This window comes from Agromyces sp. NPDC058484 (genome assembly GCF_042720415.1).
Classification (GTDB): Bacteria; Actinomycetota; Actinomycetes; order Actinomycetales; family Microbacteriaceae; genus Agromyces.
The window spans coordinates 15,398-40,403 of sequence record NZ_JBHXMP010000004.1; the positions used below are offsets into that span (position 1 = coordinate 15,398).

Below are 25,006 nucleotides of genomic sequence, written 5' to 3' on the forward strand. Positions count from 1 at the left end.
GTGCCGCGGCCGACCCCGCCCGTGCGGCCTCGTTCTTGCGCCAGGCGGAGGAGCGCCTGAGCCAGCTGCCACTGCTCACCAGCGTCGCCGTCCGATACGGCATCGCCTACGACGCCTGCCACGACACCGGCGAGGCGTTGCTGGCGGCGTACGGCTTCCGGACGGCCAACGGCCCCGGGCAACACGAGGCGCTCGGCCGCTATCTCCGTGCTCTCTTCGACAAGCCTCCGGCGGAGAAGGCGGCACGCGAGTTCGACCGCTTGCGACGGGCCCGCAACCAAGACCGCTACGAGGCGAAGCCGGTGGGTGCCGCTGCCAGCGAGAAAGCCGAGCAGGTCGCCCACGTGCTCGTCCAGGCAGCCATCGCCCGTGGCATCACGCCGTGACCGCAGATCGTCGTCACCTCAGGTCGCCCAGCCGCGCCGCGATGCCCTGGTCGCCGCCCGCACGCCGCTCGGTCGTGACGGCGATGATGAGCAGCACGGCGCCCACGACGGCGAGCGTGATCCACCAGGGCATCGACTCGATGCCACGGCCGATCTGCACAGCGAAGACCACGACGTTCTCGATCGGCAGCACGATGATGCCGATGACGAACGGTGCGGCGAGCTTCAGTGACGAGCCGACGAGGATCGCAGTGAGCGCGAACACCATCACGAGGATCGCGCGCCAGGTCTGCGGGTCGGTGAACGTCGCCGCGATCGACGCGGAGAGCAGCACGGCGAGCCCCGGCGAGAGCAGCGCCCATGAGCCTTGCCATCCGCCGCCCGGCCACGCCGAGAGGCGGCCGGCGGACGAGCCGACCGGCCCAGCGGCCGAGTCCGGGCTCGACTCCCCGCCGCGCCGCAGCGCGACCACACCCGCCGCGAGCAGGCACACGCCGAGCGGCACCGAGAACCACTCCACGCGGAGCTCGCGCGGGCTCCACGCGACCACCGCGGTCACGAATGCGATCGCGAAGGCGAACCACACGGGCGGCAGGTTCGTGCGAGCGGTGACCGAGCGCACAGCCGCGATCAGCATGATGACGAGCAGTGCGAGCACGAGCGCCCACATCGACCAGATCTCGAGCCACTCAGGGCGGATCGCCGGCCAGGCGGCGAACGCAACGTAGACGAGCGCAGGAGCGGTCAGCCACCGAGATCGCGCGAGAGCCGAGCCCGCCTCGGCACCCGTGACGATGCCACGACCTGCCATCGCGGCCGCGGCCCCGCCGATGAGGCCGACTCCCGCACACACCAGCACGAGCGGAATGCCTGCGAGCAGCGACGCGGGCATGCCGTCCACGCCGAGGCGCGCGCCCTGCAGCGCCCCACCCGCCGCGGCGACGATCGCCGTTGCGAACACGACCATCCGCAGCGTCCGCAGCTTCGCAACCCACGTCGACCTGCCGCGCCCGATGACGAGACCGACCGCGACGAGCAGCCAGGCCGCGCCGACCAGCGCCCACCCACGCAGATCTGCGGCGAGGTCGGCACCGTCGCCCTCGGCGAGCGAGAGCAACGCGACCCCGAGCATCAGCAAGGTCGGCAGCACCGCGACGAGCAGTCCGGATGCCACGAGCACCACTCCGCGCGCACCACGTGCCGTGAGCACCGCGCCGACGAGCGCTGCGACGAGCCCCGGCGGCACGAGGTACGCCTCGACCTCGGTGACACCGACGAGGCCCCACGTGCTCCAGAGCGCGCCCGTGAAGCACGCCGCAGCGAGCCACCAGCCGAGCCGGCGCCGCTGCACGACGGCCATCGCTGTGGTACCGAGCCCGAGGACGACGAGCACGACGAGTGTCGTCTCGAGGCCCGCCGCGCTGCGCACGAGCGACAGCAGCACCGCGATCGCGCCGGTCCCGAGCGCCGACCACTCGATGGCGATGCGCGCAGCGCGGAATGCGGCGGCGCCGAGCTCTTGACGCTGGAGCGCCCGCCCGATCGCCGCACTCGCGGGCAGCACGCCGGCGACGACCGCCGCGATCACGGGCAGCACCACGGGCGAAGCGCTGCCGGCGAGCACCTGCGCCCCGAGGCAGACGACGAACACCGCGGCGCTCGGCACGATGAGGGCCGCCGCTGCGGTGCGAAGCGCCACGCCGAGCCCGGGTCGACGAGTGAGCACGAGGCTCCCCGCGAGCAGCAGCATGAGCCCGGTCGAGAGTGCCGTCCAGCCGCTGCGCTCGAAGACGACCTGCACGATGCCGATGCCGAAGGGCACGGCGGCGACCGCGAGGATCGCCCACCACGAGCGCGGGCCGACGCGCGGCAGGAACGTCGCGACGATCGCGACGAGGAGGCCTGCGGCGGTGGTGAGACACCATTGCGCAAAGCCCCCGAGCACGGTCGTGCCGAGCATCCTCGCCACGACCGTCAGCGCGTAGGCGAAGCCGACTCCGACGAAGAGGAAACGAAGCTTCGCGGGCAACACGAGGGCGAGCGCCGTGAGCGCGATGAGCACGGCGAGTCCCGCCCACGGCTGCGTCGCGGCATCCGTGCTCGCGAGCAGCGCACCGAGCAGGATCGCACCGTGCGCCCCGCCGACGAGCGAACCCCCGACGAGAGTGGACGGTCGCACCCCGGCGACGAACCGGACCACCGCGGCGGCGACGAGGCCGAGCGCCAGGGTGATCGCGATTCGCGCACCGAGGGGGAACTCGGGCAGACACGCGAGCAGCAGCCAGGCGAGCATGGCCAGCAGGGTCGCGGTCGTGGCGAGAGCGCCGTCGGCCGCGTCACGGAGAGCCGCGTCGGATTCCACGACAGCCGTGCGCCGGCGACGCGCGGCGATCATCGCGATCGAGGCGAAGCCGATCGCTGATGCGGCGCAGGCTGACGCGACCGCGACGATGTCGCCTGCCGCGGTGAGCGGTGCGCTGTACGGCATGGGAACGATGGTGGCGACGAGCGTCGCGAACACGGTCGCCATTCCGGTGTACACCGGCACGATGGCGGATGCCGCGACCGCGCCGACCGCGCCGCCGCCGAATGCCGGCGACGCCACCCCGCTGAGCCTGGGAGTGAGCGCCCACGCTGCGATCAAGCCGATGCTTGCGCCCGCGACGAGTACGGCGATCGCCCAGAACCCGGCCGTTTCGCCGCCAAGCCCCGTCGAAAAGGGCACCACCGCTACGGCGGCGACGCCCGCGAAACCGGCGAGCGCGCTCCAGAATCCGCGCGCGGGATGCCGCGAGGAGAGCACACCGAGCACCGAGACCGCCGCGAGCACACCCGCGACAGTGAGCCAGTGAGCCGCCGTCGAACCCGCCTCCACAAACGGCAGCAGCACGATCGCGAGCGTCACGGCGGTGATCTGCACGAACGTGAGGGTGCGCTCCTCCGCGACGAGACGGCCGCCGAAGCGTGGCGCGACCGGGCGCGCCAGCGCGATGAGGCCGAACGCGGCGAAGGCCGCGGCGAGGTGGCCGGCGAGCGCAGCCCCGACGGCCTCGCCCGCGTACCCGAACATGGCTGGCACGGTCGCGAGCGCCACGAGCGCCGCCCAGAGCCAGATGCGGATGCGCGCCACGAGGGCGAGCACGACCATCGCGAGGCCGCCGACGAACGTGGCGACCGCGGCGGCGAGCCACGCGCTCGCCGGGTCGGTCGCGAGCTCGACGACCGCCGCGACGTCGAGCGCGCCGAACACGAGCGCGAGGCCGCCGACCGATTCGGCGGAGAAGCGCAGCCCTCGTCGGGCGAGCCACCACGCGCCACCCAGGAACACGAGCGCGATCGCCGCGATGATCACGCTGCGCAGGCCGTGGTCGGTGAGGTCGGGGTTGAAGTAGGTGAAGACGACGGCGGCGACAGCGAGGAGCCCCGCGCCGGCGACGGCGAGCACCGACTGCACGGTCGCGCTCGATTCGGGGCGGGCGGTGGCCGGGGCCAACCGTGGTGCGTCCGCGACCGGCGGCGGCGCGATGGGGGCGGATGTCGCGGGGCCGGCCTCGAAGCCTGCTGATGCAGGCGCGGCTCCCGCGGCATCCACCGCCTCGACCTCGGCACCCACCGCGACCAGCACCGGTATCCGGTCGATGACCGCCTGCCTGCCGCGGATCGCCGCGGCCGCCTGCTCGGACGCGGCGGCGAGCGCCGGGCCGAGCTCGCCGCCGACGGCCGCGCCGCACGTCGGGCAACGCCCGTCGCGGAGGCGGTCGCGGGCGCAGACCGGGCACGCCGTCGCGTCGAGCAGGTACGCGACTGCGGCGTCGCTCCATTCGCGCGCAGCGGAGATCGTTGGCAGGGTCATGCTGACACCTCCGGTTCGGCGTGGGTCGCGGCATCCGTCTCATCGGGTACCCAGCGCAGGATGTCGCCGGGCTGGCATTCGAGCACGCGGCAGATCGCGTCGAGCGTCGAGAAGCGCACCGCCTTGGCGCGGCCGTTCTTCAGCACCGACACGTTCACGGGGGTGATGTCGATCGCCGCGGCGAGGTCGGCGACCGACATCTTGCGCCGTGCGAGCTCGACGTCGAGATCGATGACGATCGGCATCAGACCACCTCGGAGAGATCCTGCTGCAGCTGCGCGGCATTCCTCAGGAGCCCGCGCATCACGATGACGAGCATCGAGAGCCCGGAACCGACGACGACGCCGAGCGAGCCGAGCAGCAGGATCGAAGGATTGCCGACGCCCGCCGACGCCAGGATCGCGAACGCGACGACGATGAGCAGGGTCGCGGCGACGATCGAGCCGAGGATCACGTCGACCCAGCGGAAGGCGTCGGTGCCGAAGATGTTCTGCTCGCCGACCATCGACAGCAGCCGCCACACGCACACGTTCACGACCTGAATGCACAACAGGAACAGCTCGGCGATCACTATGCCCGGCACGACGAGGTCGGCGAACTCCGGGTAGTTGCGGGCCATGCCCTGCGCGGTCGGGGGAACCAGGAAGAGCTGGCAGGCGAGGATCAGGAGGATCATCGCGGCGATGAGCGCCTTCAACACGAGGATGGTGGGCCGTTGCATGCAATTCCTATCGATAATCGGTAGACACCTATCGAGAAACGATACACATGTGGGTTGCACTGGCGGTAGTGGCGCGCGGATGTGCCGTGCCTCGGAGCACCGGCAACCGCGTGCTGCGTCGCGTGTCTCGCATGTCCGACGCGGCATGCGATCGGCTCGGCCGACCCGTGCAAGACTCACGGCAGTGGCGACACATCCTGAACGTGAGGACTCCGAACGCCGCAGTGGACGCCGACCCGACCGAGGAGGTGGCAATGGCCGACGGTGCCGACGCGCCATCCGCGGCCGACGACCTCGAGTGGTTCACCGGGGTCGTGCGCGAGCATTCGACGACCATCGTGCGCTACTTCGCCCGCCGCGGACCGCGCCAGGACGCGGAGGACCTCGCCGCCGACGTCTTCGCGACCGCGTGGCGTCGCCGCCACGACGTGCCCCGCGAGGCCGTGCTGCCGTGGTTGTACCGCACGGCGGGATTCACACTCGCCAACCATCGGCGCAAGATCGTCGACCTGCCCGTCGACCAGGTGCCCGAAACCGGCATGGCGCGGGTCGGCGACGACCCCGAGCTGAGCACCCTGTTCGATGCGGAGCTCCGAGGCGCGCTCGAGAGCGTCGGCGAGCGCGACCGGCGCATCCTCCTGCTCCATGCGTGGGAGGGCCTCGACGGCGAAGAGCTCGCCGCAGTGCTCGGCATCACGCGGTCGGGGGCGGATGCCGCGCTGTCACGCGCCCGCAAGCGGCTCCGCGAGGCGTGGGGCGAGCGGCTGTCGTTCTGAGCGATCGTCTCGCCGGCACCGTGCAAGGTCCGCGGCTCACGGCACACATCCATCAGTGAACGGATGTCACGGAGGGTGATCGACATGAACGACCGGCACGACGACGAACTCGACCCTGTCGAGCGACTGCGGGCCGCCGATCCCGCCGCCGACATCGCGCCGCGCGCGGGATTCGCCGACGAGGTCGTGGCGCGCGCCGCCGCGGAGGTGTCGGGAAGGCAGGCCGGGGAGCCTGCGCCCGTGGTCGAACTCGCTGCCGAGCGCACCCGCCGCCGCGGTCGCTTGCTGACGGTCGCCGCCGTCGCGGCATCCGTGCTGATCGTGGGCGGCGCCGGATACGCCGTCGGCGCAACGACGGCCGGAACCACGAACCTCGCCGGCGGTGCCGCGCCGCCGATCTCGCTGGAGTCGGGTGCCGGCGGCGCGCCGATGGAGCAGGGCATGCCGCAGGGCGACGCGGCCGCGGGCGCCCCCGAGATGGGCAGGATGACCGGGTCGGGCGGCATGTCCGATGGGATCCTCCCGTGGGGGTACGGGCGCAACGAGTTCAGCGCGTCGGGGCTCTCGACGGAGGAGGGCAGCGCCGTCGCCTACGGGTTCGATGCGCGCGCGGCATCCGATGCCGACACCGTGGCTGCGCTCGCCGCCGCGCTCGGCCTCGCCGGCACGCCCGAGCTGAAGGACGGCGGCTGGTCGGTCGGCCCGCGGGACGGCACCGCCGCCTCCCTGTGGGTGGGGCTCGACGGGACCCTCGGGTTCTCCTACTGGGACCCGCAGCACAACCCGTGGCAGTGCGCGCCCGACGCCCAGGTGTGCGAGCCGACCGGTACGCCGCCGAGCGAGGATGCCGCGATCGCGGCGCTGCGCACGCTCATCTCCTCGATCGGACGCGACCCCGGCGCCTTCGAGTTCGCCTCCGAGACCTACGAGGGCTCACCCACCCGCACGGCGCAGGCGTGGCCGCTCATCGACGGCCAGCGCACCGATCAGGGCTGGTACCTCGAGCTCGCGGAGGGCGGCATCGTCAACGCCTCGGGCTCCCTTGCCGGCGTCGTCGAGCTGGGGGAGTACCCGATCGTGAGCGAGCAGGTGGCGTTCGAGCGGCTCTCCGACCCCCGCTTCGGCGCGCAGGTGACCGCGATGCCGTTCGCCGCTCGCGAAGCTCAGGCGGACCAGCCGGTCGAATGGGTGCCGCCGACCGAGCCGCCCGCGACCCCCGGCGAGGGCACCACGCTGTCGTGGCCGGTGAACCAGGTCGAGATCGTCGACGCACGCCTCGGCCTCGCGAGCCACTGGCAGCCCGACGGCAGCGTGCTCCTCGTGCCGGCCTACGAGTTCACGGATGCCGCGGCCGGCACCTGGTCGGTCATCGCCGTCGCCGACGCGAAGCTCGACTTCGCGGCCGAGTAGTCGCCTCGATGCCGCCGAGCGGCGGCGTCGACGAGTTCCGGTTTCACCGGGCAGTTCCTCGCTCACCGTCGCGTTCTCGAGAAAGTGTCAACAATTCCTTCACATCCCGTGGGGACCGGCGTATGATCCTGTTCACCACCGGAGGACGCTCTGGCATAGAAAGGCCCGACGAGTCGACAGACGCCAGGGCCTTTCGGGTTGTCTGGGCGAGAAGTCCGCGACGCGCAGCACCGCGGACTTCCACGGATTCGGCCTGGATCTCTCGACCGGTGCGCTGCATCGACGCGTAGCGCAGTAGCGCGGCGGCATCCCCGACGTCTGGGCAGAGCCCTGAACCGATTGGCCAGGACGTTCGTCTGTGGGACCTATTGCGCGTTGGTGAAGATCACATCTTCGTAATCGAACCCGGGCGCGATCTGGAGCACGATGGCGTTCACGTCAGCGACCTCGCCGAGCCGCGCCGAAGCGCACCGCGGGGGATCGAGCTGTGATCGTGCTCGACACGAACGTGCTCTCCGAGCCGATGCGCGAGGCTCCCTCGGTCGCAGTGCTCGACTGGTTTCGATCGGTCGACGAACCGACGGCGGTGACGGCGATCAGTGTCGGCGAGCTGCTCGATGGCGCGATGCGACTGTCCGACGGGCGCCGTCGAGCGGAGCTCATTGCGGCGATCGAGCATGCTTTCGACGCGCATCGTGGGATCGTGCTGCCCTACGACGAGCGTGCGGCGCGTGCGTGCGCACGGTTGCAGGCGGTGCGGCGTGCGGCGGGTCGTCCGCTGAGCGTCGAGGACGGCATGATCGCGGCGATCTGCGTGTCGACCGGTGCGCGGCTCGCGACACGGAACACCCTCGACTTCGAGGGGCTCGGAATCGAGCTCGTGAATCCGTGGCAGACCGGCACATTCGGATGAAACCATGACGAGCCACGGCTTGGAGGTCATTCGGGCGAACCCAGCGGGCCCGTCGCGGTGCCGTCGGGCACGGTCGTGACGCCGACGAGCTCCTCACGGCCACTGCCGCCCGAGATGTCGAGCGTCAGCACCGGGCCGACGCCCGGCGCGTAGAGCTTCAGCTCCGCGACATCCGGTTCGAGCGCGTTCGTGTCGCGCGTGAGCAGGGCGCCGTCGAAGCGGCCATACGGCACTTCGACGAGCTCGTCGACGCTGAGAATCTTGCCGTTGTCCTCGGCCTCGCCCGCGTAGTACTCCTGGCGGTACGACATGCCCGGTCGCGGACGGGCGGGCACCGCGATGCCGGGAAGGGCGCCGTCGACGCCGGCTTCGAATGAACCGCCACGCGAGACGACTTCGCCGCCCTCGAACTCGGCGGTGTCCTCGCCGAGGTACCAGATCGCGCCCGCGGCATCCTGTGCGTACCAGTCGAACGTGTCCTCGACGAGCTCGCCGTCGCGGCGCACCGTGTCGCGCACGACGCGTGCCTCGATGCCGTTCGCGATCGTCTTCGTCTCGGTCGTGACCGTGACCTCGACCGTGAGCTCGCCGCCGTCGGGGTCGAGCTCGAGGTAGGTCCAGCGCGTGCCGGGCTCCATCGGCCAGTAGGGGTTGTCGATGTCGGTCGTGAACTCCGCCGGGTCGAGCGAGACGGGGTCGTCGCCCCGCGGCAGCGACGTGGGCGGCAGCGACGTTGGCGGCAGCGACGTGGGCGGCAGCGAGGTGGGCAGGGGAGTGCTCGCCACGCAGCTGCCCAACGCCAGGGCCGCAGCCGCGCTGAGCGCGAATGCGGGCATCCGTTCCAGGATCGTGGACATGTCGGGCCTCGATTCGCGTGGCGTCATCGCCGCGCACATCTCAACGATGCGCTGGCTTGCGTACGCGCGCCACCGCGGTTCAGGCGGGGTTCAGCCTGGTTCAGGCGCGGTTCAGGTGCGATGGCGCCCGGTGGGCCGCACCCGGCCCAGCGAGCGAGCCGACAGCGCTTGAGCAACTCGAACCCCGGGATGTCGTCGGTCGGTGAGACGATGGCATGGTGCCGGAGTTGCCCGAGGTCGACGCGCTCGTGGGGTTTCTCCGCGAGCGGGTGGTCGGCCATGCCGTCGCGTCGGCGAGCGTGGCGGCCATCTCGGCGCTGAAGACGTTCGACCCGCCGCTGCAGGAACTCGCCGGGCGCACGATCGACGCGGCATCCCGGCACGGCAAGTTCGTCGACCTCGAGGTCGGCGGCCTGCACCTCGTCTTCCACCTCGCGCGCGCGGGATGGCTGCGCTGGTACGACGAGTTGCCGAGAACGCTCATCAAGCCGGGAAAGTCGCCCATCGCGCTGCGCGTGCGCCTCGACGACGGCGCCGGGTTCGACCTCACCGAGGCCGGCACCAAGAAGTCGCTCGCGGTGTACGTCGTGCGCGATCCCGCCGACGTGCCGGGCATCGCCCGCCTCGGGCCCGATCCCACGGCACCCGACTTCACGCTCGACGACTTCGCGGCGATCCTCGCCGGGCGGCGAACGCAGATCAAGGGCCTCCTTCGCGACCAGTCGGTCTTCGCCGGCATCGGGAACGCCTACTCCGACGAGATCCTGCACCACGCGCGGATGTCGCCCTACGCGCTCGCGGCGAAGCTCGAGCCCGACGAGGTCGAACGGCTCTACCACGCGCTGCGCCACACCCTCGACGAGGCGATCGCCGCGGCATCCGGCCAGCGGCCCGACGAGCTGAAAGACACCAAGCGCACGCACATGCAGGTGCACGGCCGCACCGGGCAGGCGTGCCCCGTGTGCGGCGACACCGTGCGCGAGGTGATCTTCGCCGACTCGACGTTCCAGTACTGCCCCACCTGCCAGACCGGCGGCAAGCCGCTCGCCGATCGCGTGCTCTCGCGGCTCCTCAAGTAGCGATTGTCAGGGCAGACTCGAGCCATGGGCATCTCGGAGCACGACCTCGTCCACCTCCGCCGGCGGTCGAACTCGCACGGGAGGCGGCCGACGCGGGCGACGGTCCGTTCGGGTCGGTGCTCGTCGACGGCGTCGAACGGTTCGCCGACCGCAACCGCGAGGCGACCACGGGCGATGCGACGCGGCATCCCGAGTTCGAGATCGCCCGATGGTCCGTGACCCACCTGACGCCCGACGAGCGCGCAGCAGCGACGGTGTACACGTCGGGCGAGCATTGCCCGATGTGCGCCGCAGCGCACGCCTGGGTCGGGCTCGGCCGGATCGTCTACGTGGCCTCGGCGAAGCAGATCACCGTGTGGCGTGCCGGGCTCGGAGGTACGCCGTCACCGGTGGCGGCCTTGCCGATCTCGGCCGTGGCGCCGTACCTCGCCGTGGAGGGACCCGTCGAGGGACTCGTCGACGAGGTGCGGGTGCTCATCGAGCGCCAGCGCCCGTCACGCTGATGCCGAACGGGCGGCGGGTCTCGGCCTCGCCGCCCGTTCGGGTGGCGCGTCAGATGCGACGGCCGGTCTCGGTGTCGCGCTTCTGCGTGGTCGGGTCGACCGGGCGCTCGCCCGCTGCGACGTCTCGGTCGTCACGCGTGGTGTCGTCGCGGGCCGTGTCGTAGACCGCGCCGTCACGCGCGGTGCGGCGATCGGCCTGCGCTGCGTACGCCGCGTCCTGTTGGCGGCGCGTCGCTTCGCGGTCATCGGTCACTGTGTCGCGGTCGCGCGCGGTCGTTGTCGTGTCTGCGTCGTTGCGGTTCGCGTCGATATCGGGGTCGATCTCGTCGGCCTTGCGGAGCCGCTCGTCGACGTCGGTGCGCAACTGCTGCGCGTCGGACTGGTGGCTCGCGCTCTCGCGGGCGAGGCGATCCGACTCGAGCTTTGCCTGCATCGCGTCGGCCTCCGACTCCTTCGCGGCTGCGGCGGCCCGAGCCGCCTCCGCCTCACGCTCGCGACGGGCGAGATCCGTGTCGTACGCGTCGTTCCGCAGTTCGGCGGCCTTGTTGCGCTCGGACTCGAGGTGCGCCTCGCGGCGCCTCCGGCTCGTCATGAGCACCGCGACGACGACGATTGCGATGACGACGATGATGCCGACGATGATCCAGACGATTGTGCTGGTTTCCACGGAAATCCGCCTCCTCGGGTCGGGTTCGTCCAACAGCCAAGCGCGCATGGACGAACTGCCGCAATGCCTTGCCAAACCCGCCGGGGTGCGGGATCATGCGTGGTGCTCATCGCCTCAGATCCCGTGCTCGTCGCCCGCCTCCGCGCCGCCGGGTGCGTCTTCGCCGAAGACGAGGCGGCGCTTCTCAGCGAGGCCGCGCATGAGCATGCGGATGCCGCGGCGGCGCTCGCGCGGCTCGTCGCGCGCCGCGTGGCCGGCGAGCCCCTCGAGCAGGTGCTCGGCTGGGCCGAGTTCGCCGGGCTTCGGATCGTGCTCGAGCCGGGCGTCTTCGTGCCGCGTCGTCGCACTGAGGTGCTCGCGGCCGAGGCCGCTTCCCTCACGCGCGCCGTCGCGTCGCGCCCGGGCCGCCGCCCGGTCGTCGTCGACCTCTGCTGCGGTGCCGGTGCGATCGGGGCGGCGGTGGCGGATGCCGCGGGGCCCATCGAACTCGTCGCCGCCGACCTCGACCCCGCCGCCGTGCGCGCGGCACGCCGCAACCTCGAACCCCTCGGCGCGCTCGTCGTCGAGGGCGACCTGTTCGACCCGCTCCCGGCCCGCCTCCGCGGGCGCGTCGACGTGCTCGCCGTGAACGCGCCCTACGTGCCGACCGACGAGATCGCCATGATGCCGCCCGAGGCGCGAGACCACGAGGCGCTCGTCGCGCTCGACGGGGGCGCAGACGGGCTCGACGTGCATCGCCGCGTCGCGGCATCCGCTCGCGAATGGCTCGCGCCCGGCGGGCACCTCCTCATCGAGACGAGCCGGCGCCAGGCGCCGACGACCGCCGACCTCGTCGGGGCGGCGGGCCTGGACGGCGTTCGCATCGTGCACGACGGCGAGATCGACGGCACCGTCGTCATCGCGCGGAGCTGAGCGACGCGGCGCGACGCAGCGCCGTCAGCCGGGTGCGTCGTCGCCCGAACGCGCGGCCTCGAGGATCCGCTGCACCTCGGCATCCGTCGTCTGTGCGAAGTCGAGGTAGTGCATGCCGACCGCCATGAAGCCGCCCGGCGCCGAGAGGCAGACGACCTCGTCGACCTCGGGCATCGCCGCGAGCTCGGCGAGGCTGTCGGGTGCGCCGACGGGCATGGCGACGATGACGGATGCCGCGCCGAGCTCATGCGCGACGAGGCACGCGACCCTGGCCGTGGCGCCCGTCGCGACGCCGTCGTCGACGATCACGGCCGTGCGGCCGGTGAGCTCCACCGGTGATGCGCCGCCCCTGAACCTCGAGACTCGCGCCTCGAGCTCGGCGCGCTCGCGTCGCTCGACCTCCGCGAGCGTCGCCGCCGAGATGCCCCCGAGTCGCAGGACGTCGTCGTTCAGCACGCGCGAGCCGCGTTCGCCGATCGCCCCCATCGCCACTTCGGGCTGACGCGGGAGACCGAGCTTCCGCACGACGAGCACGTCGAGCGGCGCGCCGAGCGCGCGAGCGACCTCGGCCGCGACCGGTACGCCGCCGCGCGGGAGCCCGAGCACCACCGGCCGCTCGATCCTGCGTCCCGCGAAGGCACGGGCGAGCCGCCTGCCCGCGTCTCGTCGATCCGTGAAGTGCTCCACCTGCCCGAACACCTCCTGTCCAGCCTCGGTGTACCCGGGGGAGCTCAGTGCCGTCAACCCCTATCGTCTCGCGGGGTCCTCCGACCCGCAGACCCGAGCGAAGTTCGAGTTCTCAGTCGCGTCGCCTACACTGAGGGAATCCTTCCCCCTGAATGGGGGAAACCCGTTCAGACAAGGATTCGGCGAGGCCACGGTGTCGTCCGGTTTGGAGTGTCCGTGGGGCGCCACAGTACGAAGGCCCCGGTGAAGAAGCCGGGGAGCGCACTCATTCCTTCCATCATCGCCGCAGTCGCGGTCGTCGGCATCGTCGCATCGGGCGTCTTCCTGTGGGTCGGCGGCCACCTGAACCCGTTGTTCGCCGCGGCTGAATCCGGATGCACCGACAGCCGGCGACTCGTCATCGTCGCCGACACCTCCATCGCGCCGGCGCTCGCCGACATCGCGAAGGATTTCGACGCCGCATCCGAGGCATGCGTGAAAACCGAGATCACCGCGCAGGACTCGGCGGACACCGCTGCCGTGCTCGCCTCCGGCGGACTCGACGCCGACGCGTGGGTGCCCGAGTCGAGCGTCTGGCTCGACCGCGCCGCGGCCACCGCGGCATCCCTCGGTCAAGCGCCGCCCGAGGTCGACGCCGGCGACCCGATCGCGACGTCCCCTGTCGTGTTCGCGGCGGCGGCGACGCGGGCGGCCGAGATCGCGAGCGAGCCGGTGACCTGGGCCCGCGTGCTCGGGGGAACCCTGCCCACCATCCTTCCCGACCCCGAGGCATCGTCGGCGAGTCTCGCCGGGCTGCTGGCCCTGCGCGGGCACACGGCGCCCGACGATCCGCGGCAGTTCGCCGGGGCGATGATCGAACTGGGCAAGTCGATCCCCGCATCCACGAGTGCGGCGTTCGGGGCGCTCTCCGCGACGGATCAGCCGAGCGTCGTCCTCACGAGTGAGGCGCAGATCGCGGCGTACAACCTCGATGAGCCAGCCGAGACGCTCGTCGCAGCATATCCGGCCGACGGCACGGTGCTTCTCGACTTCCCGTTCGTCCGGCTGCCCACTCGTTCCGAGGCCGGAGACACCGACGGCGCCGCCTACGCCGACGCCGACGCAGACGCCGGCGCCGGATCGTCTCGCGCCGAACTGCTCGCGGCATTCGAACGGGCCGCCCGCGGAGCGACCGACCGACTGGCCGCCGCAGGATTCCGCGGCGCGGACGGCGCCGGTGAGCTCGACCTGGCCGGCCTCGCCGCCGAGGGACCTGCGGCCACCGCCGAACTGGACAACGCCGCCCAGATCGAGATCCTCCGGGCCTGGGGCGTGTTGACGCTGCGCTCCCGGATGCTCGCGGTCATCGACGTGTCGGGCTCGATGGAGGAGCCTGCCGAGAACGGCCTGCGTCGCATCGACATCTTCCAGCAGGCCGCGGGCGGCGCGATGCAGAAGTTCTCGGGCGAGGTGGAGATGGGCGTCTGGGTGTTCTCCACTGCACGCAACGGCGACCTCGACTACGAGGACCTGGCGCCGATCGCGCCGCTCGCCGATGCGACGCACCTGCAGCAGATCGGCGGCATCATCCAGTCGCTGCCGGCACGCCTCGGCGGAGCGACCGGCCTCTACGACACCACACTCGCCGCGGTGCAGCGGGTGCGCGAGTCGTACGACCCCGAGAAGGTCAACTCGGTACTGCTCATCACCGACGGCAAGAACGAGGACGAGAACGGCATCGACCTCGAGACCCTGCTCGCCGAGCTCGCGAAGATGGACGATCCGGCGAAGCCGGTGCCGGTCATCATGATCGGCTTCGGTCCCGACACCGACCTGGCAGCCATGCAGCAGATCGCGCAGGCGACCAGGGGTGCTGCGTACACGGCCTCGAAGCCCGAAGACCTCGGCACGGTGCTCGTGGATGCGCTCTCGCAGCGCTCCTGCCGGCCGAACTGCGGATGATCGACGCGTTCATCGCCTGACGAGGGGCCCGGCGATCGCCGAGCCCCTCGATACGGCGGCGCCGGCTCAGCGCCGAGGCCGCCGCCGCGTCGCGTCAGTGCGCGTCGACCTCGTGAGCCGGGGCCTCCGCGCCCGCCATCATGTCGGCCGGCTTGCGCACGAAGAACGCGCCGACGATCGCGACGACCGAGAGGATCGCGCCGACGAGGAACGCCGAACGGATGCCCGCCGCCTGCGCCACCTCGGAGGTCGCACCGTTCGCCGCGAGGGCTGCGGTGCCGGCGGCCAGCACGGTCACGAAGAGTGCGGTGCCCGCCGCACCCGACACCTGCTGCACCGTGCCGACGATCGCCGAGCCGTGCGAGTAGAACCGCGGCTCGACCGATCCGAGCGCCGACGTGAACAACGGGGTGAACATGAACGCGAGCGCGATCGACAGTGCCACGTGCGCCGCGAGCAGGAGCCACACCGACGTCTGCTCGGTCACCAGCGTGAGGGACCACAGCACGGCGCTCACGAGAATGCTGCCGGGCACGAGGAGCGGACGTGGACCGAATCGGTCGAACAGTCGCCCCACCGTCGGCCCGAACAGGCCCATGATGAGTCCTCCGGGCAGCAGCAGCAGCCCGGTGAAGACCGGCTCGAGGTGCAGCACGTTCTGCAGGTAGATGGGCAGGAGGATGATCGTGCCGAAGAGCGCGGCCATCATGACCATCATGAGCCCGACCGAGACGGCGAAGTTCGCGGAGCGGAACGTGCGCAGGTCGAGCAGGGCGCGGTCTCGTCGTTGCAGCCGTAGCTGTCGCCAGATGAACGCGCCGATGCCGGCGACGCCGACGCCGAGCGAGATCCACATCGCCGCAGGGTTCTCGAGGCCGCCCACGACGCCGCCGACCAGGCTGAGCCCGTAGACCAGCCCGCCGAAGCCGAACGCCGAGAGCAGCACGGAGGTGACGTCGATCGGGATCACGCGTGGCTCGCTCACGTTCTCGACGCGACGGATGCCGATCACGAGCATCGCGACGGCGATCGGCAGCACGAGCACGAACATGAACCGCCACGACAGGAAGCTCAGGATGAGGCCCGAGATGGTCGGGCCGATCGCCGGTGCCACCGAGATCACGGTCGAGACCCGGCCCATGAACCGGCCGCGGTCGGCCGCCGCGACGAGCGTCATGAGCGTCGTCATGAGCAGGGGCATCATGATGGCGGTGCCGGTGGCCTGCACGATGCGCGCGAGGAGCAGGATCTCGAAGCCGGGCGCGAGCGCGGCGATCAGCGTGCCGGTGGAGAACAGGCCCATCGCCGCGATGAAGATCGGACGCGTCGCGAATCGCTGCAGCAGGAAGCCCGTGATCGGGATGACGACCGCCATCGTGAGCATGAACGCGGTCGTCAGCCACTGGGCCGCTGAGATCGTGATGTCGAGGTCGGTGACGAGGTGGGGGATCGCGACCCCCATGATGGTCTCGTTGAGGATGACGACGAAGGCCGATGCGAGCAGCAGCCAGATCACACGCGAGTTGCGCGCGCCATGCAGTGCCTCGGCGTCGGAGTGGTGGGCGTGGTCGTGCGGGAGCGGCGCGCCAGGAGCGGCGGGCTCACCGTGTGTCAGGTCTGGAACGGCACGTTCGGTCACGGAATGGTTCCAATCGATGTCGGCGCACAGCTGTCGGTGCTCAGAGCGTCGGCGCCACGGAAGGGCGTCGAATGAGTGTGTCAACCTCGGTCGCGGGCCACGCTATTCCCCGATCGGAAGAAGGATCGGAATGCATGGAACCACGGGCCGCGACGAGTCATGGCCTCACGATATGCCGCACCACCGACACGGCACGGGTGACGGATGCCGCGGCATCCGCGATCTCGTCGGCCGTCGTCGCGGCGCCGAGCGTGAACCGCACCGCCGTCTGCGCGATCTCGCCGGGGATGCCGATCGCCGTGAGCACGTGCGACGGCGCGTCGCTGCCCGCGGCGCACGCCGAGCCGCTCGAGCAGAGCACGCCGTCGCGCTCGAGCTCGAGCAGCACCGCTTCCCCGCTCGTGCCGGGGAAGACGAACGACACGGTGCCGGGCAGCCGCCGGGTCGGGTCGCCGGTGAGCACCGCGCCCGGCACCTCGGCGGTGACGCGGGCCGCGAGCTCGGCGCCGAGCGCGCCGACGCGCGCCGCAGCATCCGCTCGCTCCTCGTCGGCGAGCCGCAGGGCGGTCGCGAACGCGACGGCCCCGGCGACGTTCTCGGTTCCCGAGCGCCGTCCTCGCTCCTGGCCGCCGCCGTGCAGCACCGGCTCGAGGGGGATGCGCCCGCGCACGACGAGCGCACCGGTGCCCTTCGGCGCGCCGACCTTGTGCCCGGCGAGCGACAGGGCGTCGACGCCGAGCGCGCCGATGCCGATGGGAAGCCAGCCCGCCGCCTGCACGGCATCCGTGTGCATCGCGGCACCTGACGCATGTGCGATCTCGGCGAGCTCGGCGATCGGCTGCACGGTGCCGATCTCGTTGTTCGCGAGCTGCACCGACACGAGCGCCGTGTCGGGCCGGATGACTCGCGCGAGCGCCTCGGGATGCACGCGCCCGCCCCCGTCGACGTCGACCTCGTCGACCTCGAACCCGTGCATGCGCGCGAGATATGCGGCCGAGTCGAGCACCGCCTCGTGCTCGATCGGCGAGACGACGACGTGGCGCCCGCGCGGATTCGCGAGCGAGATGCCCTTGATCGCGAGGTTGTCGGCCTCGGTGCCGCCACTCGTGAACACCACGTCGCCGGGGCGGCATCCGACGATCGCGGCGACCTCGTCTCGCGCCGCTGCGAGCGCCCGCGCGGCCTCGTCGCCGAGCCCGTGACGGCTCGACGGATTGCCGAACGAGCCCGTGAGGAACGGCCACATCGCCTCGAGCGCCTCCCGGCGCACGGGCGTGGTCGCCGCGTGGTCGAGGAAGATCACCGCTCGCCCCCGGATGCCGCGCCCGCACGTGCGGAGCCGTCCGCCTCGATCGCGACATCGAGGCCGAGGTCGAGCGCTCGCGCCGAGTGGGTGAGCGCGCCGACGGAGATCACATCGACGCCGGTCGCGGCGATCGCCGCCACGGTGTCGAGTGAGACGCCGCCGGATGCCTCGACCACGGCCCGACCCGCGATGCGCGCCACCCCCGCCCGCAGGTCGGCGTGGTCGAAGTTGTCGAGCATGATCGTGTCCGCCCCGCCGGTCAGCACCGCGTCGATCTGGTCGAGCCGGTCGACCTCGACCTCGAGGTGGGCGGTGTGCGGCATCCGCTCGCGTGCCGCCCGCAGCGCGGACCCGAGGTCCTGTCCGTCCGCCGTGAGCACGGCGAGGTGATTGTCCTTCGCCATGATCGCGTCGGAGAGCGAGCGCCGGTGGTTGCGGCCGCCGCCGTCGCGCACGGCCTGGCGCTCCAGGCTGCGCAGCCCCGGCGTGGTCTTGCGAGTGTCCACGATGCGCGCGGTCGTGCCCGCGACGGCGTCGACGTAGCGGGCGGTGAGCGTCGCGACGCCTGACATGCGCTGCACGAGGTTGAGCGCGACGCGCTCGGCGGTGAGGATGGCGCGGGCCGGCCCCTTCACGCGCGCGAGCACGTCGCCGGCGGCGAAGCGGTCGCCGTCTGCGGCCGCACGGTCCACCTCGATGCTCGCGTCGACGAGGCGGAACGCCGCGGCGAACACCTCGATGCCGCTCAGGACCCCCGGCTCGCGCGCCACCAGGTCGGCCGCCGCGGTCGCCGCCGCCGGGATCAGCGTCTCGGAGGTGAGGTCGCCCCACGGTGCGTCCTCGTCGAGGGCGGCACCGACGATGCGGTCGATCTCGCGGGCAAGTGTCATCAGGCGGCCTCCTCGAGGGCGGGCGATTCGGCGGCGGCGACGGCCGTGGCGGCGACGGCGGCATCCGGCTGGTCGCTCCGGAAGTGCGCGCCGACGCTCTCGCGACGCGCCCGTGCGGCCGCGACCGTGAGACGAGCGAGGTCGAGCAGGTTGCGGTCCTCCGCCGAACGGCGATCGTGCACCTCGGGGGCGCGCCAGCCGTCGAGCCGAGCGGATGCCGCAGCGAGCCCTCCGGCGGAGCGCTCGAGCCCGACGTGCTCCCACATGAGGGCCTGCAGGTCATCGCGGCCGACCGCGCTGGTGCAGGAGGAATCCGCCGACACGCGGTGGGTGGCGGCCTCGCCACCGGCGCGCCGCACGGAAGTTCCTGCAGTGGGAGCGGGCACCGGCGCGACATCCGGCCACGTGCCGACTCCGGAGGTCGGCACGTGACGCGACCGAGAGCCGAGCGCCCGTGCTGCCCGGTCGGCGAAGACGGCGGCCTCGAGCAGCGAGTTCGACGCGAGCCGATTCGCCCCGTGCACGCCCGTGCGGGCGGTCTCGCCGACGGCGAAGAGCCCCGGCAGGGTCGTGCGGCCGTGGAGGTCGGTGACCACGCCGCCCATCGCGTAGTGCGCCGCCGGCGTGATCGGCACGGGCTCGGTCGCCCAGTCGTAGCCTGCGTCGCGGCACGCCGCGTGGAGTCCGGGGAAGCGGCGGGAGAGGAACGCCTCACCGAGCCCGGTCGCGTCGAGCAGCACGGGCGCTCCGCCCTGCTCCGACATTCGCCGCCACACGGCGCGCGCCACGACATCGCGAGGCGCGAGTTCGGCGCGCGGATCCACCTCCGGCATGAACCGCCGACCGGCGGCGTCGAGCAGCACGGCGCCCTCGCCGCGCACCGCCTCCGAGATGAGCGGCGTGCCGGGGGCGGCCAGCGCGGTCGGGTGGAACTGCACGAACTCGAGGTCGGCGACCGCCGCCCCGGCACGCCACGCAGCCGCTGTGCCGTCGCCCGTCGCGACCGACGGATTCGTCGTATGCCGGTAGAGGCATCCGCTTCCGCCTGTCGCGAGCACGACCGCGTCGGCACGGCGTTCGAGGAGAGCTCCGGATGCCGCGAGCAGGCGTGCACCGACCACCTGACCGTGCTCGACGATGAGGTCGGCGAGCATCGTCTCCTCGTCGATCCGCACCGCCCGCCGCCGCACCGTCGCGACGAGGGCCGCCTCGATGGCGGCGCCGGTCGCGTCGCCGCCGGCGTGCAGGATGCGCGCGCGGGAGTGCGCCGCCTCGAGCCCCCGCTCGAGCCCGGAGTCGCCCCGGTCGAACTCGACGCCGAAGCGGATCAGGTCGCGCACCCGCGCCGGTCCCTCGTCGCACAGCACGCGGACCGCCTCGGGCTCGGCGAGGCCGGCGCCTGCGGCGATCGTGTCGTCGTAGTGGCGAAGGGCGGAGTCGTCGGGGAACAGGGCGGCGGCGATGCCGCCCTGCGCGTGGGCCGTGCTCCCGTCGGCGAGCACCGTCTTCGTGACGAGCTCGACGGCATGGGCGGCATCCGCTGCCTTCACGGCCGTCCAGAGCCCGGCGATGCCGCCGCCGACGACGAGCACGCGGGCCATGTCAGGCCGCCGTCTCGCCGGTCGCAGGCGGGGTCTCGAGACGCTCCTTCGGCGCTGCTCGACCGGCGGGGTCGGCGACCGGCGGCTTCGCCGCGAGCATCCGCTCGAGCGCCACGCGCGCCGGGTCGGCCACCGCGTCGGGCACCGTGATGCGGTTCACGACGCGGCCCGCGACGAGCTCCTCGAGCACCCACGCGAGGTAGCCGGGGTGGATGCGGTACATCGTCGAGCACGGGCACACCACGGGGTCCAGGCAGAAGATCGCGTGCTCGGGGTGCTCGGCCGCGAGGCGCTGCACGAGGTTGATCTCGGTGCCGATGGCGAACGTGGAACCCGCGGGTGCCGCCTGGATCGCCTTCACGATGAAATCGGTCGAGCCCGCGGCATCCGCTGCGTCGACCACCGGCATCGGGCACTCGGGGTGCACGATGACCTGCACGCCGGGGTGCGACTCGCGCGCGGCGGCGATCTGGTCGACCGTGAACCGCTTGTGCACCGAGCAGAAGCCGTGCCAGAGGATGACCCGGGCGTTCGCGAGCGAGGCGTCCGTGTTGCCGCCGAGCGGCCTGCGCGGGTTCCACATCGGCATCTCGTCGAGCGGCACGCCCATCGCCTTCGCGGTGTTGCGGCCGAGGTGCTGGTCGGGGAAGAACAGCACGCGCTGTCCGCGCTCGAACGCCCACTCGAGCACCGTGCGCGCGTTCGACGACGTGCAGACGATGCCGCCGTGCCGGCCGACGAAGCCCTTGAGCGCCGCCGACGAGTTCATGTAGGTGACCGGGATGACGGGCACCCGGCCGTCGGCGCCGGGCGTGTCGAGGTCGCCGTACACCGACTCGAGCTGTTCCCAGCACTCCTCGACGCTCGACTCGTCGGCCATGTCGGCCATCGAGCATCCGGCGGCGAGGTTCGGCAGGATCACGGCCTGGTCGGTCCCCGAGAGCAGGTCGGCGGTCTCGGCCATGAAATGCACGCCGCAGAACACGATCGCCTCGGCGTCGGGTCGCCCCTTCGCGGCGTTCGCCAGCTGGAACGAGTCGCCCGTGAAGTCGGCGTGCTCGATCACCTCGTCGCGCTGGTAGAAGTGGCCGAGCACGACGACGCGGTCGCCGAGGGTCGCCTTGGCCGCGCGGATGCGGTCGTGCAACTCCTCGTCGGATGCCGCGCGGTACTCCTCGGGCAGCGCACCCTGGCGCGGCGAACCGGTGGGGATCGCGTCGCCCATCGACGAGCCCGGGCCGTACCCCGCGGGGCCGCGGTCGAACTCCCACGGACCCTTCGCGAGCTCGGGGGAGCACGTGCTGCCCGCCGCCGCTCCGTTCGCGATGAGCCGGATGGTGCGGTCGACGGATGCCGCGGAGCGGGTCTTCATGGCGGTGTCGCTCATGACGCGGGCCTCTCTCTCAGGAATGGTTCGCGACCCTCCGATGCGAGGGCTGCGGTGTCGTAGCGATAGAGCTTCGGGGGCCGGTGCGGCGCGCCGGCGACACGCTCGCCCGTCTCGCGGAGCCGGCCGGACGCGACCATGGCGCGCCGGAAGTTCGCGGGGTCGAGGCGGCGCTGCAGCACGGCCTCGTAGACCTCGCGAAGCTCCGCGAGCGTGAAGGTCTCGCCGAGGAAGGCGTGGGCGATCTCGGTGTACTCGACCTTGGTGCGCAGGCGCCAGAGCGCGTACTCGACGATGCGGTCGTGGTCGAACGCGAGTTCGGGCGGTGTGTCGGCGGGCACCCAGCGCACGTTCGGGCCCGCGGTGGCTCGGGCCGCTTCGTCGCTCTGCACGAGCGCCCAGTACACGACCGACACGACGCGGGCGTCGGGCGAGCGGTCGACCTCGCCGAAGGTGTACAGCTGTTCGAGGTACTTGGGGGCGAGTCCGGTGGTCGCACGCAGGGTGCGAGCGGATGCCGCTTCGAGCTCCTCGTTCGGCGGCAACCAGCCGCCCGGCAGCGCCCAGAGGCCACGATAGGGCTCCCGGGTGCGGCGCACGAGCGGGGTCCAGAGCACGGGCTGTCCCGTGTGGTCGGGACGCAGCGCGAAGATCACGGTGGAGACGGCCAGACGCGTGGCCGCGAGGTCGTGCAGCTGCGGCATCCGTCACCTCCGCTCTTCGAGTCAATCTGACTCGAACCAATCGAGATGCAGCTTACAGTCACTTTGACCAGAACGCCAGCCGCGACGAAAGGGCTCCCGGACCGCCGGGGGCCTTGTACCTCGAACTGGGGATCGCCCCCGGCGAGCGGTCGGTACTGGCACTGATGCGACGGCGCTGTCGACGGCGCCAGCATGGTGCAGTTCCCGGCGCTCGATCGTCCGCCGGCACTCCTGAGAGGAATCGCCTGATGCGCAAACTGTTCCTGATCGTGGCATGGTTGTTCACCGCCGCCGTGGTGCTCCAGCTGTATTTCGCCGCCGTCGGCGTGTTCTCGAACCCGGAGGACGAGCTCTTCGCCTGGCACGGCATGAACGGCCGCTTCGTGCTGCCGATCCTCGCGCTCCTGCTGATCGTGACCGCCGCACTGGCCCGCGCCGGCAAGCGCACGATCTGGCTGAGCGTGCTGCCGCTCGTGCTCATCCTCTTCCAGACCGTGCTGTTCATCCTGACCGGGGTGATCTTCGGCCTCGAGGGACCGAGCGAGACGGTGCCGCTCGCCGCGACGCTGTTCCTCTCGCTCCATGCCGTGATCGGCACGGCCGTGCTGCTCCTCGGTGTGCTCATGATCGTGCGCGCCCACCGGCTCGTGCGCGAGGGCGCACCGGCGAAGCCGGTCGACTCGGTCGCCGGCGGCACCGACCCGGTCGACGACTCCGTTACCGCGCGGAGCGCCTGATCCGTCTCGCGGGCAGGTCCCGAACAGCGAGGAGCTCCCAGTGAGCACCGTGGCACTCCTGCTGCTGCACGCCGTCGCCGGCCTGGCCGGTGCTGGACTCTGGCTCGCCGCCGGGTTCGGTGCCGCCGGGCCACCGACGGGTTCGGCCGCGACGGCCGGGGCTCACGCCGCCGGCGCTCAGGCCGTCGGTGCGCAGGCGACGCGCACGCGGCGTGAGCGGGTGCCGGTGCTCGCGTTCGCCGCGGGTGGCGCGCTCGCGCTCGCGAGCGCCGTCGTGCTCGCTCTGCTGCTGGCCGGGCGCGGCTGGTGGTTCGCGGGCGAGAAGATCGTCGTCGGGCTGCCGTTCCAGCTCATCGGACTCGCGGCCGGAGTGCTCGGATTCGCGTGGTGGCTCTCCGGTCGGAGGCCGGTGCTCGACCGCACCCTGATGCTGGGCGGCGGCTACGCGATGGCCGCCGCCGTGTTCGCCACCGTGCTCGTCGGCCACCCGCCGCAGCCCGTGGCCACGGTCGTTCTCCTCGCGGCCGTCGTGCTCGGCACCGGCCTCACCTGGGCACTCCTCGCGCATCGCGGCCGCCGGGCGAAGCTCGGGTTCGCGGGGCTCCTCGTGGTGCTGCTCATCGGCGGCGTGGGATGGTCGTGGCTGTCGGACACGTCTGCTCCCCGCATCGAGGCGTCGAGCACGCACGCCCACGGTGCCGCGGTGCCGAGCGATGGATCCACGGCATCCGCCGTGCCGGTCACCGCCCTTCGAACCGCAGAGGATGCACCCGGCGAGGTGCACGCCGTCGAACTCACCGCCGCGACGCACCTGGTCGCACTGGCGTCCGGTGAGACCGTGGAGGCGTGGGGCTTCGGCGGCGACGGCGTCGCCGGGCCCGAGCTGCGGCTCACCGAGGGTGAGGTCGCCGAGGTGACGCTCGTGAATCGCGACATCCGGGATGGCGTGACCCTGCACTGGCACGGCTACGACGTGCCGAACGGGGAAGACGGCGTCGCCGGCGTCACGCAGGACGCCGTGCCGCCGGGCGAGCGATTCACCTACCGGTTCATCGCCGACGAGCCGGGGACGTACTGGTACCACACTCATCAGGCCGCTTCCGAGGGCGTGCGGCGCGGCCTCTACGGCATGCTGGTCGTCGAACCGGCGGGCGGCGTCGCCGAGTCGGTCGACCTCGCGCTCGCCGTGCACCGCGTGGGCGGCGAGGTCGTCATCGGCGAGACCGACGGGCCGCAGGTGTTCACCGCCGACGCAGGCGAAACGGTGCGGCTGCGAGTCGCCAACACCGAGCAGACGCCGATCCGGGTGACCCTCGCCGGTGCGCCGTTCCGCGTCGCCGCCGTCGACGGCCGTGACATCGAGGGCGGCGATGCGGTGGAGCACCGGTCGGTGCGGCTCGGGGCGGGTGCCCGCGCCGACCTCGTGTTCACCGTGCCCGCTCGCGCGGTGCGGTTCGAGACCGACCTGTCTGCGGCATCCGTCGTCGTCATCGCTCCTCCCGGAACAGACGGAAGTGCCGTCGATATCGCCCGCGAGGTGTCGGATGTCGCGGAGCTCGACCTGCTCGCCTACGGAGACGGGCGCCGCCCCGACCTCGGCCCCTTCACCGCCGAGGCCGCCCTCGTGCTCGACCGCCTGCCCCGTTTCGTCGGCGGCGCGCCGGACTACGCGTATGCCGTGAACGGCCGGGTGTTCCCGCACATCGCGCCCATCGAGGTGCGCGAGGGCGACCTCGTGAAGATCACCGTCGCCAACCGTGGCTTCGACGTGCACCCCATGCACGTGCACGGCCACCACGTGCTCGTGCTCTCGCGCGACGGCGTGCCGGCGACGGGTGCCCCGCTCTGGCTCGACACCGTCGACGTGCGCCCGGGCGAAGTCTGGGAGCTCGCGCTGGTCGCCGACAACCCCGGCATCTGGATGGACCACTGCCACGACCTCTCGCACGCGGCCGCCGGCATGATGATGACCCTCGCCTACGACGGCGTCACGACGCCCTTCGAGCACGACGCGCACGGCAACCGGCCGGAGTGAGG

The 25,006-nt window shown here is 72.1% G+C and carries 22 protein-coding genes; 10 read left to right on the plus strand and 12 right to left on the minus strand.

Annotation, left to right across the window (positions count from 1 at the left end):
- Positions 1-35: 35 nt before the first annotated feature.
- Positions 36-386 (plus strand): hypothetical protein, encoded by a 351-nt coding sequence (locus ACFWN7_RS04635; protein ID WP_376937557.1) that lies wholly within the window; start codon positions 36-38, stop codon positions 384-386.
- 13 nt (positions 387-399) lie between these two features.
- On the opposite strand, the gene ACFWN7_RS04640 is transcribed toward ACFWN7_RS04635, so the two are convergent.
- The 3 genes from ACFWN7_RS04640 to ACFWN7_RS04650 are packed head-to-tail and all read right to left on the minus strand — an operon-like array spanning position 400 to position 4,960.
- Positions 400-4,239, minus strand: coding sequence for an SCO7613 C-terminal domain-containing membrane protein (locus tag ACFWN7_RS04640; RefSeq protein WP_376937558.1), 3,840 nt, complete (start codon positions 4,237-4,239; stop codon positions 400-402).
- Complete coding sequence (locus ACFWN7_RS04645) at positions 4,236-4,484, minus strand: helix-turn-helix domain-containing protein (RefSeq protein ID WP_376937559.1); 249 nt, start codon at positions 4,482-4,484, stop codon at positions 4,236-4,238. The genes ACFWN7_RS04640 and ACFWN7_RS04645 overlap by 4 nt, the downstream gene beginning before the upstream one ends.
- Complete coding sequence (locus ACFWN7_RS04650; protein WP_376937560.1) at positions 4,484-4,960, minus strand: DUF2975 domain-containing protein; 477 nt, start codon at positions 4,958-4,960, stop codon at positions 4,484-4,486. Before ACFWN7_RS04650 ends, ACFWN7_RS04645 begins: the two co-directional genes overlap by 1 nt.
- A 203-nt stretch (positions 4,961-5,163) precedes the next feature.
- Between ACFWN7_RS04650 and ACFWN7_RS04655 the strand changes: the two genes are divergently transcribed.
- The 3 genes from ACFWN7_RS04655 (at position 5,164) to ACFWN7_RS04665 (ending at position 8,059) form a co-directional block, all read left to right on the plus strand.
- On the plus strand, positions 5,164-5,736 hold the full coding sequence (locus ACFWN7_RS04655) for an RNA polymerase sigma factor (RefSeq protein WP_376937561.1): 573 nt from the start codon (positions 5,164-5,166) through the stop codon (positions 5,734-5,736).
- A gap of 84 nt (positions 5,737-5,820) precedes the next feature.
- Positions 5,821-7,146: a hypothetical protein gene (locus tag ACFWN7_RS04660; protein WP_376937562.1), complete on the plus strand. Its 1,326-nt coding sequence runs from the start codon at positions 5,821-5,823 to the stop codon at positions 7,144-7,146.
- Between the two features lie 487 nt (positions 7,147-7,633).
- Entirely contained in the window at positions 7,634-8,059 is a 426-nt protein-coding gene (locus tag ACFWN7_RS04665; RefSeq protein WP_376937563.1) for a type II toxin-antitoxin system VapC family toxin, read from the plus strand.
- 26 nt (positions 8,060-8,085) lie between these two features.
- On the opposite strand, the gene ACFWN7_RS04670 is transcribed toward ACFWN7_RS04665, so the two are convergent.
- Positions 8,086-8,916 (minus strand): hypothetical protein, encoded by an 831-nt coding sequence (locus tag ACFWN7_RS04670; protein ID WP_376937564.1) that lies wholly within the window; start codon positions 8,914-8,916, stop codon positions 8,086-8,088.
- A gap of 218 nt (positions 8,917-9,134) precedes the next feature.
- Between ACFWN7_RS04670 and ACFWN7_RS04675 the strand changes: the two genes are divergently transcribed.
- Together ACFWN7_RS04675 and ACFWN7_RS04680 are read left to right on the plus strand one after the other, a co-directional pair.
- Positions 9,135-9,995: an Fpg/Nei family DNA glycosylase gene (locus tag ACFWN7_RS04675; RefSeq protein ID WP_376937733.1), complete on the plus strand. Its 861-nt coding sequence runs from the start codon at positions 9,135-9,137 to the stop codon at positions 9,993-9,995.
- A 116-nt stretch (positions 9,996-10,111) separates the two neighbouring features.
- Positions 10,112-10,498, plus strand: coding sequence for a nucleoside deaminase (locus tag ACFWN7_RS04680; RefSeq protein ID WP_376937565.1), 387 nt, complete (start codon positions 10,112-10,114; stop codon positions 10,496-10,498).
- 49 nt (positions 10,499-10,547) lie between these two features.
- On the opposite strand, the gene ACFWN7_RS04685 is transcribed toward ACFWN7_RS04680, so the two are convergent.
- Entirely contained in the window at positions 10,548-11,165 is a 618-nt protein-coding gene (locus ACFWN7_RS04685; RefSeq protein WP_376937566.1) for a hypothetical protein, read from the minus strand.
- A 63-nt stretch (positions 11,166-11,228) separates the two neighbouring features.
- On the opposite strand from ACFWN7_RS04685, the gene ACFWN7_RS04690 reads away from it, so the two are divergent.
- Entirely contained in the window at positions 11,229-12,077 is an 849-nt protein-coding gene (locus ACFWN7_RS04690) for a putative protein N(5)-glutamine methyltransferase (protein WP_376937567.1), read from the plus strand.
- Positions 12,078-12,101: 24 nt separating this feature from the next.
- Here ACFWN7_RS04690 and ACFWN7_RS04695 read toward each other — a convergent pair whose 3' ends face one another.
- Positions 12,102-12,821 (minus strand): phosphoribosyltransferase, encoded by a 720-nt coding sequence (locus ACFWN7_RS04695; RefSeq protein ID WP_376937569.1) that lies wholly within the window; start codon positions 12,819-12,821, stop codon positions 12,102-12,104.
- Positions 12,822-13,007: 186 nt separating this feature from the next.
- On the opposite strand from ACFWN7_RS04695, the gene ACFWN7_RS04700 reads away from it, so the two are divergent.
- Positions 13,008-14,705 (plus strand): VWA domain-containing protein, encoded by a 1,698-nt coding sequence (locus ACFWN7_RS04700; RefSeq protein WP_376937570.1) that lies wholly within the window; start codon positions 13,008-13,010, stop codon positions 14,703-14,705.
- 94 nt (positions 14,706-14,799) lie between these two features.
- Here ACFWN7_RS04700 and ACFWN7_RS04705 read toward each other — a convergent pair whose 3' ends face one another.
- The 6 genes from ACFWN7_RS04705 to ACFWN7_RS04730 all read right to left on the minus strand — a co-directional run bounded on the left by ACFWN7_RS04705 (position 14,800) and on the right by ACFWN7_RS04730 (position 22,232).
- Positions 14,800-16,344 (minus strand): DHA2 family efflux MFS transporter permease subunit, encoded by a 1,545-nt coding sequence (locus ACFWN7_RS04705; RefSeq protein WP_376937571.1) that lies wholly within the window; start codon positions 16,342-16,344, stop codon positions 14,800-14,802.
- Between the two features lie 157 nt (positions 16,345-16,501).
- On the minus strand, positions 16,502-17,647 hold the full coding sequence (locus tag ACFWN7_RS04710) for a cysteine desulfurase family protein (protein ID WP_376937572.1): 1,146 nt from the start codon (positions 17,645-17,647) through the stop codon (positions 16,502-16,504).
- The gene (gene nadC, locus ACFWN7_RS04715) at positions 17,644-18,540 is read right to left on the minus strand and encodes a carboxylating nicotinate-nucleotide diphosphorylase (RefSeq protein ID WP_376937573.1); all 897 of its coding nucleotides are present in this window, start codon (positions 18,538-18,540) and stop codon (positions 17,644-17,646) included. Before nadC ends, ACFWN7_RS04710 begins: the two co-directional genes overlap by 4 nt.
- Entirely contained in the window at positions 18,540-20,141 is a 1,602-nt protein-coding gene (gene nadB / locus ACFWN7_RS04720; protein ID WP_376937574.1) for an L-aspartate oxidase, read from the minus strand. The genes nadC and nadB overlap by 1 nt, the downstream gene beginning before the upstream one ends.
- Before the next feature lies 1 nt (position 20,142).
- Entirely contained in the window at positions 20,143-21,528 is a 1,386-nt protein-coding gene (gene nadA, locus ACFWN7_RS04725; protein WP_376937576.1) for a quinolinate synthase NadA, read from the minus strand.
- Positions 21,525-22,232, minus strand: a complete 708-nt coding sequence (locus tag ACFWN7_RS04730) for an NUDIX domain-containing protein (protein WP_376937577.1) — start codon at positions 22,230-22,232, stop codon at positions 21,525-21,527. The genes nadA and ACFWN7_RS04730 overlap by 4 nt, the downstream gene beginning before the upstream one ends.
- Positions 22,233-22,480: 248 nt before the next feature.
- Here ACFWN7_RS04730 and ACFWN7_RS04735 point away from each other — a divergent pair, with 248 nt between their 5' ends.
- A complete protein-coding gene (locus tag ACFWN7_RS04735; RefSeq protein WP_376937578.1) occupies positions 22,481-22,969 on the plus strand; it encodes a DUF6220 domain-containing protein in 489 nt (162 codons plus the stop codon).
- A gap of 40 nt (positions 22,970-23,009) precedes the next feature.
- Positions 23,010-25,004 (plus strand): multicopper oxidase family protein, encoded by a 1,995-nt coding sequence (locus ACFWN7_RS04740; protein WP_376937579.1) that lies wholly within the window; start codon positions 23,010-23,012, stop codon positions 25,002-25,004.
- The last annotated feature ends 2 nt before the right edge of the window (positions 25,005-25,006 follow it).

Coding starts and splice junctions, on each gene's coding strand:
- ACFWN7_RS04730 (WP_376937577.1), bottom strand. CDS start 22,232: ATGCCGCAGCTGCACGACCTCGCGGCCACGCGTCTGGCCGTCTCCACC.
- ACFWN7_RS04660 (WP_376937562.1), top strand. CDS start 5,821: ATGAACGACCGGCACGACGACGAACTCGACCCTGTCGAGCGACTGCGG.
- ACFWN7_RS04645 (WP_376937559.1), bottom strand. CDS start 4,484: ATGCCGATCGTCATCGATCTCGACGTCGAGCTCGCACGGCGCAAGATG.
- nadC (WP_376937573.1), bottom strand. CDS start 18,540: ATGACACTTGCCCGCGAGATCGACCGCATCGTCGGTGCCGCCCTCGAC.
- nadB (WP_376937574.1), bottom strand. CDS start 20,141: ATGGCCCGCGTGCTCGTCGTCGGCGGCGGCATCGCCGGGCTCTGGACG.
- ACFWN7_RS04650 (WP_376937560.1), bottom strand. CDS start 4,960: ATGCAACGGCCCACCATCCTCGTGTTGAAGGCGCTCATCGCCGCGATG.
- ACFWN7_RS04640 (WP_376937558.1), bottom strand. CDS start 4,239: ATGACCCTGCCAACGATCTCCGCTGCGCGCGAATGGAGCGACGCCGCA.
- ACFWN7_RS04670 (WP_376937564.1), bottom strand. CDS start 8,916: ATGTCCACGATCCTGGAACGGATGCCCGCATTCGCGCTCAGCGCGGCT.
- ACFWN7_RS04690 (WP_376937567.1), top strand. CDS start 11,229: ATGCCTTGCCAAACCCGCCGGGGTGCGGGATCATGCGTGGTGCTCATC.
- nadA (WP_376937576.1), bottom strand. CDS start 21,528: ATGAGCGACACCGCCATGAAGACCCGCTCCGCGGCATCCGTCGACCGC.
- ACFWN7_RS04735 (WP_376937578.1), top strand. CDS start 22,481: ATGCGCAAACTGTTCCTGATCGTGGCATGGTTGTTCACCGCCGCCGTG.